The 12,841-nt window shown below is 57.6% G+C and carries 12 protein-coding genes; 5 read left to right on the top strand and 7 right to left on the bottom strand.

Translation table 11 applies throughout. The features are described 5' to 3' along the window. Window positions 1-44 precede the first annotated feature (44 nt). The gene (gene mazG, locus AC4GMC_RS03430; RefSeq protein WP_487877293.1) at window positions 45-863 is read right to left on the bottom strand and encodes a nucleoside triphosphate pyrophosphohydrolase; all 819 of its coding nucleotides are present in this window, start codon (window positions 861-863) and stop codon (window positions 45-47) included. A gap of 63 nt (window positions 864-926) precedes the next feature. Here mazG and AC4GMC_RS03435 point away from each other — a divergent pair, with 63 nt between their 5' ends. Beyond that, the gene (locus tag AC4GMC_RS03435; RefSeq protein ID WP_487877292.1) at window positions 927-2,087 is read left to right on the top strand and encodes a M20 aminoacylase family protein; all 1,161 of its coding nucleotides are present in this window, start codon (window positions 927-929) and stop codon (window positions 2,085-2,087) included. Window positions 2,088-2,100: 13 nt separating this feature from the next. Here the strand turns inward: AC4GMC_RS03435 and ocd are convergent, their stop codons facing one another. Next, a complete protein-coding gene (ocd, locus tag AC4GMC_RS03440; RefSeq protein ID WP_487877291.1) occupies window positions 2,101-3,153 on the bottom strand; it encodes an ornithine cyclodeaminase in 1,053 nt (350 codons plus the stop codon). A 13-nt stretch (window positions 3,154-3,166) separates the two neighbouring features. Further along, a complete protein-coding gene (gene rocF, locus AC4GMC_RS03445) occupies window positions 3,167-4,093 on the bottom strand; it encodes an arginase (protein WP_487877290.1) in 927 nt (308 codons plus the stop codon). A 122-nt stretch (window positions 4,094-4,215) separates the two neighbouring features. Between rocF and AC4GMC_RS03450 the strand changes: the two genes are divergently transcribed. Continuing rightward, entirely contained in the window at window positions 4,216-4,641 is a 426-nt protein-coding gene (locus AC4GMC_RS03450) for an Lrp/AsnC family transcriptional regulator (RefSeq protein WP_487877289.1), read from the top strand. A gap of 2 nt (window positions 4,642-4,643) precedes the next feature. Here AC4GMC_RS03450 and AC4GMC_RS03455 read toward each other — a convergent pair whose 3' ends face one another. Beyond that, window positions 4,644-5,282 (bottom strand): response regulator transcription factor, encoded by a 639-nt coding sequence (locus AC4GMC_RS03455; RefSeq protein WP_487877288.1) that lies wholly within the window; start codon window positions 5,280-5,282, stop codon window positions 4,644-4,646. Beyond that, a complete protein-coding gene (locus AC4GMC_RS03460) occupies window positions 5,279-6,745 on the bottom strand; it encodes a cache domain-containing protein (RefSeq protein WP_487877287.1) in 1,467 nt (488 codons plus the stop codon). Before AC4GMC_RS03460 ends, AC4GMC_RS03455 begins: the two co-directional genes overlap by 4 nt. A 191-nt stretch (window positions 6,746-6,936) precedes the next feature. On the opposite strand from AC4GMC_RS03460, the gene AC4GMC_RS03465 reads away from it, so the two are divergent. The 3 genes from AC4GMC_RS03465 to AC4GMC_RS03475 all read left to right on the top strand — a co-directional run bounded on the left by AC4GMC_RS03465 (window position 6,937) and on the right by AC4GMC_RS03475 (window position 11,491). Further along, complete coding sequence (locus AC4GMC_RS03465) at window positions 6,937-8,019, top strand: TRAP transporter substrate-binding protein (protein ID WP_487876659.1); 1,083 nt, start codon at window positions 6,937-6,939, stop codon at window positions 8,017-8,019. A 206-nt stretch (window positions 8,020-8,225) separates the two neighbouring features. Continuing rightward, window positions 8,226-9,122 carry a TRAP transporter small permease subunit gene (locus tag AC4GMC_RS03470; RefSeq protein WP_487876660.1) on the top strand — a complete coding sequence of 299 codons (897 nt, stop codon included), beginning with the start codon at window positions 8,226-8,228 and terminating at the stop codon, window positions 9,120-9,122. A gap of 11 nt (window positions 9,123-9,133) precedes the next feature. Next, window positions 9,134-11,491: a TRAP transporter large permease gene (locus AC4GMC_RS03475; protein ID WP_487876661.1), complete on the top strand. Its 2,358-nt coding sequence runs from the start codon at window positions 9,134-9,136 to the stop codon at window positions 11,489-11,491. A 65-nt stretch (window positions 11,492-11,556) separates the two neighbouring features. Here the strand turns inward: AC4GMC_RS03475 and AC4GMC_RS03480 are convergent, their stop codons facing one another. Further along, window positions 11,557-12,381 carry an arginyltransferase gene (locus AC4GMC_RS03480; RefSeq protein WP_487876662.1) on the bottom strand — a complete coding sequence of 275 codons (825 nt, stop codon included), beginning with the start codon at window positions 12,379-12,381 and terminating at the stop codon, window positions 11,557-11,559. Window positions 12,382-12,474: 93 nt separating this feature from the next. Next, a partial coding sequence (locus AC4GMC_RS03485; protein ID WP_488047505.1) for an RDD family protein occupies window positions 12,475-12,841 on the bottom strand: 367 nt, incomplete at its 5' end.

Here is a 12,841-nt window from a genome sequence, read left to right on the forward strand (position 1 = left end):
GGTCTCGCTGCGGCGGCGCGCATGTGCAAGGTGTTTTTGCGGGCCTAGGCGGTTTTTTCGGCGTGTTTGGCGGCGTCCCAAAGTGCGTCCATCTCGGCTAGATCGCTGTCTTCGGGGCGACGACCCTGCGCGGCCAGAGCGGCCTCAATCGTGCCAAACCGGCGCACAAATTTGGCGTTAGCGGCTCGCAAAGCGGCCTCTGGGTCGACCCCCATGTGGCGGGCAAGGTTTGCCATGACAAACAACAGATCGCCCATTTCTTCGGTCACTTCGTCTGCCGAAAGGTGGTCTTGGGCTTCGATCAGCTCGGCGGCTTCTTCTTGCATTTTAGCGAGCACTTGCGTGGTTTCCGGCCAGTCAAACCCAACCCGTGCGGCGCGCTTTTGTAGCTTGACGGCGCGCAACAGCGCAGGCAGCCCAAGCGCCACATCATCCAACACACCACCACGCGCCTTGGCCGCGCGCTCGCGGGCCTTTTGTGCCTCCCAGTCGGCAACTTGTTGTTCGGCTGATTTATCGCGGCTTTCGTCTCCGAAAATATGGGGGTGCCGGTCGACCATTTTCTGCGCCACGCCCTCGGCCACGGCATCAAAGTCGAAATGCCCGGCCTCTGAGCCGATTTCACCGTGATAGACGACCTGCAAAAGCAGATCGCCCAGTTCACCTTTAAGCTCAGCCATATCGCCACGCTCGATTGCATCGGCGACCTCATAGGCTTCTTCTATGGTGTAGGGTGCGATGGTTTCAAATGTCTGTTCGATATCCCACGGGCAGCCGGTTTTCGGGTCGCGCAGGCGGCGCATGATCTCTAGCAAACGGGGTAATCCGCCGCCGGGGGTCTTGCAAAGTGTGTCACTGTCCATTGCGGGTCCCCGTCTGTGCTTTACAGTCTCGATCAAAGCCCAGAATCCAGATGAGGACAACCCATGCCCGTGCTCAATTCCATCGCGGACCTTGCACCGCAAATGACCGAATGGCGGCGCTGGTTGCACCAAAACCCCGAAATCGATTTTGCCTGTCACAAAACAGCGGAGTTTGTGGCTGCAAAGCTGCGTGAATTTGGGGTGGATGAGGTGCATGAAGGGATTGCGCAGACCGGACTGGTCGCGATCATCAATGGTGGAGCGGAGGGTCCGACGATTGGGCTGCGCGCGGACATGGATGCGCTTCCGATGCAGGAGGAAACAGGTGTCGATTGGGCCAGCCAGACACCCGGTGCAATGCATGCCTGTGGTCACGATGGGCACACGACAATGTTGTTGGGGGCGGCCAAATACCTCAGTGAAACGCGCCGTTTTTCGGGCCGGGTCGCGCTTATTTTTCAACCCGCCGAAGAGGGCAGCGGCGGTGGTCGTGTTATGGTGCAAGAGGGCGTGATGGACCGCTTTGATATCCATGAGGTCTATGCACTGCACAACGGGCCGGGTGTAGCGGCTGGTGCATTTTGGACCACGCCGGGCCCGATTATGGCGGCCGCTGATACATTCCGGATTGATATCACAGGCAAGGGCGGGCATGGGGCCGCCCCCCAAAACACATTTGATCCGATCACAGCCGCATTGGCCATTGGCAACGCGCTACACACTATTACCAGCCGCAATTTGCGCTCGGGCGATGATTTGGTCCTGTCTGTGACGCAGATACACGCAGGTACAGCCGACAATATTATTCCCGCCCACGCTTGGCTTGAGGGAACCGTGCGTACATTCACGCCCGAGGTTCGCGACATGGCCGAGACCCGCTTGGCCGAAATTGTGACGGGGCAGGCGGCAAGCTTTGGGGTGCAAGCCGTTGTCGATTATGATCGGGGGTATCCCCCGACGGTTAACCACCCTGCGCAAGCGCAGTTTGCTGCTGATGTTGCCGCAGAAATTGTGGGGCAAAGCAATGTGACCCCGGATGGTCGTCCCGAAATGGTGGCCGAAGACTTTGCCTATATGCTAGAGGCGCGCCCCGGCGCATATCTGTTCATCGGGAACGGCGATAGCGCGGGGTTGCATCACCCCAAGTATGATTTCAACGATGCGGTTGCGCCGGTCGGGGCCAGTTTCTTGGCCCGTCTGGTCGAGACCGCACAGCCGCTATGACGGGTCCGCGACCTTAACCCGCCCGCATCAACATTCCCCAAAGGTCACGCGTATCATCAGGGTCCGCGAGCATATCGAGCGGCTCATAGAACGGGTGATCGTTTAGCTGGGCGTGCACATATCGCAGGGCGCTAAAATCCTCAGTGGCAAAGCCGACGCTGTCGAACAGTGTGATCTGATCGTCGCGGGTCCGTCCCGATGTTTGGCCGGCAAACACCTGCCAAAGCTCGGTCACGGGGTGGTCGGGGTCTAGCTGTTGTATCTCTCCCTCAACGCGGGTTTGCGGCGGATATTCCACAAAGATATCAGAGCGGTGTAGAATATCTGGGTGCAGTTCTGTCTTGCCGGGGCAATCCCCACCAATGGCGTTTATATGCACGCCGCTGCCGATCATATTGTCGGTCAAGATGGTGGCAAATTGCTTGTCAGCGGTGCAGGTCGTGATGACCTGTGCGCCTGTGACCGCCTCTTCGGGGCTGGTGTGAGTGGTGACGTCAAATCCCTGGGCGCGCAAGTTATTGGCGGCCTTGGTCGTGGCTTTGGCGTCAATGTCATACAGGCGGAGGGTATTAATCTTGCATAGCTCGCGTATGGCAACGGCCTGAAACTCGCACTGAGCGCCATTGCCGATCAACGCCATGGTGTGCGCGTCCTGGGGGGCCAAAAGCCGCGTAACCAAGGCCGAGGTTGCTGCCGTGCGTAGCGCTGTTAGTAACGTCATTTCCGTCAGCATAACTGGATAGCCGGTATCGACTCGGCTGAGCACGCCAAAGGCCGTCACGGTTTGAAATCCGCGCGCCATGTTTGCGGGATGGCCGTTGACGTATTTGAAGCCATATTGCGCACCGTCCGAGGTGGGCATCAGCTCAATCACCCCTTCCTCAGAATGGGCCGCGATGCGGGGTGTTTTGTCAAACTCGGGCCAGCGCTTGAAATCTGCCTCAATTACAGATGCCATGTCGGCCATCATCTGGCCGGGTCCTATCGTATGGATCAAGCGCATCATGTTTGCGACGCTCACAAAGGGAACATACGCCAGATCAGAGGGTTGTAGTATGTCTTTCACGTCATTTTTTCCTTTATGCACTGCGTGTGACCCTGTCCAAAATCGTCCGACCCGCGAGAGATCCGCACAGATCCACCATCAGTTTCGCAGTCCGGCCTCGGTCATCGAGAAAGGGGTTCAACTCTACGAGATCAATCGCATTCACGAGCCCGCTTTCGTGCAGGACTTCCATGATCAGGTGGGCCTCACGGAAAGTGGCGCCACCGGGTACCGTGGTGCCGACAGCGGGCGCGATGCTTGGGTCAAGAAAATCTACGTCGAGGCTGACATGCAGACGGCCGTTGGCAGCACGCACACGGGCCAAGAACTCTTCGAGCGGTGCGCGCACGCCAGTTTCATCAATGGCGCGCATGTCATGTGCGTCGATCCCAAGGCGCTGGATCGCCGCACGCTCAGCCTGATCAACGCTGCGCAGGCCCATCATACAGATGTTTGGGCCGGGAATTGGGGCGTTTAGGGGCGTATAAATCCCCTCAAACCCTGCGCCGCCTGTCAGATAACCCATTGGCGTGCCGTGCAAATTTCCGCTCTCGGTCGTGTCGAGTGTGTGCAGGTCGGGATGGGCATCTAGCCACAGCACGAAAAGGGGGCGGCCATCGTGATGCGCCGCGTTTGCGTGCCCGCCGATTGACCCGGCTGCCATTGCGTGATCGCCGCCCATGAAAATGGGGATGTGATCGGTGCGGCAGACATGAAAACTGAACTCAGCGATTTGGTTCGTCCAGGCCACAACCTCGGCAAGGTGATGCACAGAGGGATTTGGATGCGGAATGTCTGGGCCAACCTCGACCCAAAGGGAGCCCACATCTTGGACATCGTGCCCCAAGGCGGCAAGCGACGGCCCAAGCCCCGCTGTGCGGTAGGCATCCGGCCCCATAAGGCAACCGCCACGGCCTGCGCCGATTTCAATGGGAATGCCGATCAATTGGTAACTGGGCACGCGCGTGATCCTGTGCTGGGGTCTATTGGCCCTAATATCGCCGCCCAAATCGTCAGGACATAGTGTCAAAGCTGTACAAAATGTGCCATATTGTTGGCATATTGTTAGGGTAATCTCACATAATGTTTGACTTGGATGACACCGACCGCGCGTTGATCGCGGCACTGAAACGCGACGGGCGGATCGCCACGACGCAGCTTGCGCGGCAGTTGAACCTGTCGCGTGCCACAGTCCAAGCCCGGATTGAGCGGCTGAAGGACCGCGGTGTGATCAAGCGCTTCACGGTTGAGGTCACGCTCGCGAGCGATGATGACGCAATTGCTGCGATCATGTTTATTGCACTGCAAGGTGCAATGAGCCGGGCAGTTATCCGGCAGCTGCGCAAAATGCCCGAGATCGTGACGTTGAATTCAACTAACGGCGGCTGGGACTTGGTCGCTCGGATCGAGGCGCAGGACCTGCGCCGGTTTGACCGGGTCCTTCGTGAGGTGCGCGAGATTGAGGGGGTCGTGAACTCGGAAACTTGCCTTCTGTTGGCAGAGGCGTAGCGTTACAGCAGCGCGCCGGTCCCCTGTAGCACCCCGTGCTCTAACGCATAGCGCGTCAGTCCAGCAGTTGAAGAAATCCCCAACTTGCGCTTGATGTTCTTGCGGTGGGTTTCCACGGTTCGAACCGAAATATCCAACTCAACCGCGACGTCCTTGTTGGATTTACCTTGGGCCAATTGCAGCAAAATCGTCTGCTCCCGTGAGGTAAGCGCCTCGGCCGCGCCGTCCACTGGCGTGAGAGACCCTTCAGCACCGGGGCACAAATACCGCTCTCCTGCCATGACGGTATCAATGGCGCGGCGGATTTCTTCGGTCGGAACATCCTTAAGGACATAGCCCATCGCGCCGTGGTTGAGGGCCGTGTTGATGTATTCGGGCGTGTCATGCATCGACAGGATTAATATGCGGGTATCGGGGTGGTTCTCTAGCAGGATTTCGGTGGCCGACAGCCCGTTGACCAACGGCATGTTCAAATCAAGCAGAATGACATCCGGAGCAAGCGTCGCGGCCTGATCAATGACCTCTTGGCCATTTGCGAGCGTGCCGACAACAACGATATCGTCATAGGTTTCCAGAATGGCGCGGATGCCGTCAGCCACCATCGGGTGGTCATCCACGATAAGAACCTTGATCGAATTCATAGGTTTTGATCCTTCGCTCGTCTTCCTGTGCCATCGCGTCCCGCTTGCGGTGCAAGCAGGTGGCTTAGGGGCACATCCGCCTCAATCACGGTGCCTGCATCCGTGGTGGTTACGCGCAAGGTGCCGTCCAATTGCTCGACGCGTTCTTGCATGTTTCGCAACCCAAGGCCACTGCGCCCGGTGCGCGCAACCGTTTGGTCGCGGCCTGCGGTTAGCCCTTTGCCGTTATCGGCAATGCGTAGCGTGGCCCCGTTGCGATGTCCTGCCACACTGACCGAGACTTCGGTCGCCTCAGCGTGGCGTTCAATGTTTGTCAAAGCCTCTTGCGCGATGCGGTACAGGGCATTCTTGGCCTCCGCATCGAGGCGGTTACGAAAGACCACGGTTTGAAAGTTCACGGGCACTTTGGTGCGGGCTGAAAAATCCTCGGCCAGCGCCTTGAGGGCAGGGCCCAGCCCAAGGTCATCCAAAACGCCGGGGCGTAGATCACGACTGATGCGCCGGACCTCACCGATGGCGCCGTGTAGGCCTTCGATGCCTTCATCCACGGCCTTGGTTGCCCCTGCGCCGCCCTTGGCAGTTAGCCGCTTGGCCAGTTCCAACTTATACCGCACCCCCACAAGGATCTGAGAGATTGAGTCGTGCAATTCGCGCGCGACGCGGCCGCGCTCTTCTTCTTGGGTGTCGAGCACCCGTTGGGTTAGCGCCTTCAGCTTGGCATCCGCCAAACGCCTTTCGCGGACTGTGATTAGGAGCCCCGAGAGAAACACGATCGTGAGGGCCGCACCGGTGATCAGCCCGATCTGCACAAATGTCCGCCGCACACGGCTTTGCGTTTCGGCACGTGCGGCGGCCACACTGGTCAACACCTCGTCAATAAACACGCCGGTACCAATCGCCCATTGCCAGTCCTGCAAGCCGATCACATAGGTGATCATAGTCGCGGTTTCCCCGGTCGATGGTTTTTCCCATTCATAGGTGTGATACCCGCCGCCGGAGCGTGCCACATCGATCAGCGTGTCGGTTATGGACACCCCGTTGGCGTCTGTCATTCCCGTCCAGTTGCGTCCGATCAGCCGCGTTTGCCGCGGCGAAACAAGGTTTGTGCCGTCGTAGTCATAAACAAAGAAAAACCCATCTTGTCCGTAAACCATCGCAGACAGGATCTGTGTTACCCGCAGCTTTGCCAACGCATCATCGGGGGCCGCATTGCCATAGATCGTCACAAAGGCGGTCCGAGCGAGGCTGAGGTAGTTTTTTAACTCTGCCTTTTTCGTTTCAATCAGGGTGCGTTCAAGGGCGGCCAACTCTCGCTCTGCCATGCGGCTGGATTGTATGTTGACCAGTAATGCGATGGCGGCAGCGGCCAAAACCAACGGGATCGTGGCCAGCCCAAAAAGCTGCTGACCGTAAGTCACACGGCGCAGACGGGTTAAGCGAGAAGAACGATGCGCAGGCGACATTGAGGGCCAATTGCCAATGGATTGAGCAACACGCCTAAGAATTTCTGACCGGTAGGGCAAGATTTTTTCAAATATCAGGGTTCTTGGGTATTTCCTTGTGGGGGCGGGGAACCTACCTTCCCGCGACTAACTTGCGTCAGCGTCTTCCGAGGGGGGAGTCGCTGTTCATTAATCCATAGGGGAGGAAAACCATGGATCGTCGTTCGTTTTTGAAGAATTCCGCGCTTGGCGGGACGGCAGCTGCGGCCGCAACGCTGGCCGCACCGGCCTACGCTCAGGGCAAACGCACCCTGACGATGGTGACCACGTGGGGCCGTGGCCTTGCGGGCGTGCACGATGCCGCACAGCGCGTCGCCGACAGCATCACAACCATGACCGATGGCATGCTCACCGTTGACCTGAAGGCTGCTGGCGAACTGGTTGGCGCATTTGAAGTATTTGACGCGGTCAGCTCCGGTCAAGCCGACATGTACCACGGCGCAGACTACTACTTTGTGGGTCAGCACCCTGCCTACGCCTTCTTCACGGCTGTGCCCTTCGGCATGACCGCGCAAGAACTGGCAAACTGGTACTATCACGCCGGCGGCATGGAAAAGCACGACGAACTGGGTCAAATCTTTAACCTCAAGTCATTCCTTGCAGGCAACACCGGCGCACAGGCCGGCGGTTGGTACCGTCAGGAGATCAACGGCCCAGAGGACTTTAACGGCCTGAAGTTCCGTATGCCCGGTCTCGGCGGCAAAGCCCTTGGTAAGCTCGGCGCATCGGTGCAAAACCTGCCCGGTTCCGAAGTGTACCAAGCGCTGGCATCCGGTGCGATCGACGGCACCGAGTGGATTGGTCCATGGGCTGATGAAAAAGCTGGCTTCCAAGAGATCACAAAGACCTACTACACCGCTGGCTTCCACGAGCCAGGTGCAGGTCTGTCTGTGGCGACCAACCGCGAAGTGTTCGAGGGCCTGAGCCCCGCGCACCAGAAGGTCATCGAAATCGCAAGTGCGGAAGCCCACCAGTGGAACCTCGCACAGTTCTTGGCCAACAACGGTACTGCGCTGCAACGTCTGCAGTCCGCTGGCGTTCAGGTCCGCAGCTTCCCTGACAGCGTTTGGGATGCATTCGGTCGCGCGTCGCAAGAAGTGCATGACGAGAACATGGGCGACGAGATCTACAAGTCGGTCTACGACAGTGCAATGTCCTCCATGCGCGCCTCTTCGCGTTGGATCGAAGCTGCCGAAGGTACATACCGCGCACAGCGTGACCGCGTGCTCGGCTAATTGCCAAAAACGTGGGTGGGGCCGTTTGGTCCCGCCCATTTTTCTTATCACGACAGTTGCCGCGTAAGCACAGTCATATTCGATGGTGCTGCGGAGTGCGGTGGGCCACGCCCGCCCAACGATACACCCCGCAATAACATGCGTGGGAGGGGAAGACCGGTCAAAGGGTGCATAAACCCACCGGGTATTATCGCGAGGGAAACGAGATGCTCGACGCAGCGCTTTGGGTCATTACCAACATTGGGGCGGCCTTTTACAACACTGGCTATGCGATCTTGAACCCAAGCACGTGGCTTGATTGGTCCGATCCAGTCGCCAAAGTGCGGTTCATTTACTACGGCGGTTCGGTCGAGTTCTTCTTTGTCGTGTTCACGACGTTCCTTGTTCTAACAGCGATCGGCTTTTGGAAGCGCACGTTCCTATGGGGGTTGGTGCGCGGGCTTGAGGGCTTTGCAAACACACTGGGCCGTTTCGCGGCTTGGGCTGGCCTGTTGATGGTGCTGCAACAGATCATGATCGTGTTCTTGCAGCGTATTTTTCGCGTGTCTGAAATCACGCTTGGGCCATTCGGCACGGTATTCACGCGCGACCTGAGTTGGTACTCAGAAGAGCTTAAGCTTTATAATGCAATGATTGTTTGCTTGTGTGTCTCCTACACGTTTGTGCAGGGCGGCCACGTTCGTGTGGACCTTGTTTACTCGGCGGTGTCGCACCGCACCAAGCGGGTGATCGATATGCTGGGCAGCGTTCTGTTCATGATGCCGGTCATGGTGCTGACCTGGATGTACGCTTGGTTCTTTATGTGGCGTCACCTCGTTACGCCGAAAATCTCGGCCTCCGACAATCTTGATTTGTTGGAGCGCAAAGCGCGCATTTTGAAATGGAATGTTGAGACCATTGGCTTTTCGCCCAATGGGTTTGACGCCTACTTCCTGTTTAAGGTGTTGATCGTCGCGTTCTGCGGCTGCGTGTTCCTGCAGGCGTGCGCCTTTTTCTGGCGTAGCTATCTCGAATGGTTCGAGGGTGAGGCCTCTGCGGGGAAATATCTGGACAAAGACAAGCTGGGCGACGCGGAAGCGGAACGCGCGGCAGAAATCCACTAAGGGGCAGACAGATGATTTTGGGGTTGGACGGGATCGAAGTCGGTCTGTTGATCGTTTTTATGTGCCTTTTCGGGGGCATTATGTCGGGTTTTCCGGTGGCTTTTGCCATCGGTGGGGCAGGGATCATTTCGTTTGGGATCATCGCGGCGCTCGATAGTGCAGGGATTTTGATCCACCAAGCGATCGACTCTGGCTCGGCCGAGTATGGTGCGCTGGTGGCCGACGGGATCGCGCGGGATGCGATTTCGGTCTTCCGGTATCCTGAATTGCCGCGCGTCGAAGAGGCCTTGTTCCCCGGCGGGTGGGAGTTGGCGGTTGACCGCAACCTCAGCTTTATCGTGAACCGCATGAATGAGCGCGTGATCGCGGGCGCCTCAATCGAGACACTACTGGCTGTTGCGATGTTTGTGATGATGGGCATCACGCTGGAACGCTCTAAAATCGCGAATGATCTGCTGACAACAATGGCACGTTTGTTTGGGCCATTGCCCGGCGGGCTTGCTGTGTCGATCGTGATTGTGGGTGCGTTTTTGGCGGCTTCCACCGGGATCGTCGGTGCGACTGTTGTGACGATGGGTTTGTTGGCTTTGCCGACAATGCTGCGCAACGGCTATTCGCCCGAACTGTCCACTGGTGTGATTGCGGCGTCGGGCACCTTGGGGCAGATCATCCCGCCCTCTATCGTCATCGTGCTGCTGGGCACCTTGGCTGGTGATTTGTATTCAACTGCCCAAGAACAGCGCGCGCAGTTTGTTGGCTGCGGCGATGCCCTGACATATCTTGGCAAGCCTGCGGTTGTGTCTGTTGGGACCCTGTTCCAAGCCGCCTTGCTGCCCGGCATCATGCTCGCCTTCCTGTACGCAGCCTATGCGTTTGGCTTTGCGCTGTTGAACCCGTCCAAGGCGCCGCCGGTGATCTTTGCCGACGATAAACCATCGTTGATTACGCGTTCCGATGCGTTGACTTGGTTCTTGTTTGCACCTGTGGGCATCATCGTGGCTGTCGTAATCGCGGTGCAGGCAGGCATTGTTGGCTCACAATCCGTCCAAGTCAGCGCGTTCTCGGCGTCGGGTGAAACGGCGTCTTTGCGGACCAATGTGTCCGAGCAATGCTCGGCTGCGATGATCGATCTGCATGGCCAAGAAGCCTGGGACATGGCCGTAGCAGAGCAGGCAGAGATTGAGGCATCAGGCGGGGTTGTCGCGTCACGCGAGCTTACGACTGAGGAGCGTGATGTCTTGCGCCAAGAGGTCGTGGCCAACGCGCCCGCGATTGGCTCGGGCATCGCGACATTGTTCATCCTTTTGGCCTTGGTCCTGACGACTGCGCGGGGTGTGAACCCTATGGCGTCACCTGCGCCGCTGATTGTGGGCGGCCTTGGCGTTGTGCTTGCCTTTGTCATAGACATCGCACTGCTTGGCCCGCTGACATCCTCTGGGACAACGTTTGTGTTGATGGCTATCCCCTTGGCTTTGGTGGCCTATGGGTTGCGCACAGCCTTTGGCCGTTTGGCGCAGAACGAATTGCTTCGCGTGGTGTTCCCGCCGCTGGTGTTGATCGTGGCGGTGCTTGGATCGATCCTTGGTGGTATTACGAACCCAACGCCCGCTGCGGCCTTGGGGGCAGGTGGGGCCATCATGCTGGCCGCCTACCGCAAGCTGCGAGAGGATCAAAAATCCGGAAAATGGATCCTGATTGCGAGCTTCTCGATCATTATCCTGATCATCTTTGGCGTGAATTTTGATTTGCGCGTGGGTGTTGGCACCACCACGATAGCCGACCAGATCGCGATGCTGATCGCACAGGCCTCGTACCACATCGCATTTGGTGGTCTGCTGTACGCGTGCTGGGTGCTGTTCAAGACTGGCGTTCTGCCACCTGTGGTGCGCGAAACCGCCAAGGTTACGTCTATGGTGTTCACCATCCTGATCGGTTCGCAATTGCTGAACCTTGTGGTGATTTCCTTCGGGGGTGAACACTACATCCAAGAGTTCCTGCGCAGCTTTGATTCAGAGATCAAAGTGTTCCTGATCGTTATGCTGGTGCTGTTCATTCTTGGGTTCGTGCTCGATTTCCTTGAGATCATTTATATCGTAATCCCCATCGTTGGCCCCGTTATCTATGGCGGGACGATGGACCCTAAGTGGGTAACGATCATGATCGCCGTGAACCTTCAGACATCGTTCCTGACACCGCCATTTGGTTTTGCGCTGTTCTATCTGCGGGGCGTCGCACCGAAGGAGGTCACGACAGGCCATATTTACCGCGGGGTCCTGCCGTTCGTCTTGATCCAAATCGCTGGACTGGGGCTGCTTTGGATGTTCCCCGGGGTCGTCTCTATCATCCCGGATTTGCTCCCGAATAACTGATAAGAAAAGGGCGCCCTGCGGGGCGCCTTTTTTATGTCCGGGGGCTCGTGATTTAGTCCAGGCCGCTAACGAGCAGGCTGGCTGTTCGGTAGGGTGATTTTGGCCACTTGTTCCGCGATAGGGTCCACGGACAGCGGGTGCATTTCGGCGGTATGGTCATCCGGGTCGCCGATATCCTGCCACTCACCGTTCTTGTAAATCTCAAGACCCGAGAAGTTGGCCTTGTATCCCATTTTGGACGATCCAGGCACCCAGTAGCCCAAATAGACGTAAGGCAGGTCGGCATCGAGCGCGATGCGTACATGATCCAAAATGACATAAGTCCCCAGCGAGGCCTTCACCATAGCCGGATCATAGAAGGAGTAGACCATCGACAGGCCATCCTCGAGGACGTCTGTCAGGCACACTGCGTGCAATTTCCGCTCATGGGCGGATTTCTGCCAATACTCCACAACGCGGGACCGGATTGGCGTTTCTTCGACCATGGCCGCGAACTCAAATATGTCCATATCTGCCATGCCGCCGTCCGCGTGTCGGCTATCTAGATACGACCGAAAAAGCGCGTATTGCTCTTCTGTCGCCCAAGGTGAAATAGCCTCCCGCTCAAGGTTTTTGTTGCGGCGCATGGTCCGGCGCTGGCTCTTGGAGAGTTCAAAATCAGCAACCCGTATACGGGCCGACATACAGGCCGCACAATCTGCGCAAGATGGGCGGTACAGCACGTTTTGCGACCGACGGAACCCTTGCTGTGAAAGTGTGTCGTTTAGCTGTTTTGCGTTGTCCCCTTGAAGGGCGGTGAACAACTTCCGTTCCTTCCGGTCCGCAAGATACGGACACGGTTGCGGCGCAGTCACATAGAACTGCGGGGCAATGGGAAGGGTGTGGCGCATGGAGATCCGACTGTTAATTTCGCTAAACGTAACATTGCGCAAACTGTGTGACCAATGGTTTTTGGGCACAGCGCGGTCATCCGGTTTTGCGCCCTAGAGCCGGGGGCGATTGATGGCTGCGGTGCCTAGCAACACATCATGCAGGCCCTGACGACGTTGTGTCATTAACATCATTCCCCAAGAGATTACCTGGGGTAGGAAAAAGGTTAAGCTGATCAGATAGAAAATCGTGTGCAGCGCGGCCTCTCCAGAGGTGAGTTGGTGGCCCTCGCTGTTGCGAAATTCGATGCCGACAACACGCATGCCCGGCGTCGCGGATTTGGCAGCAATCGTGGTGATCCGGTAGACAACCGAAAGGGCTAAAAACACCACCGGAAAAAAGAAAAACCCCACAAACAGCGTCGCAAAACCAAAAAGGACCGTCAGTGTCCCGATGACGGCTGTGTCTAGCATCCAAGCC

The organism is Thalassobacter sp. (assembly GCF_982993085.1).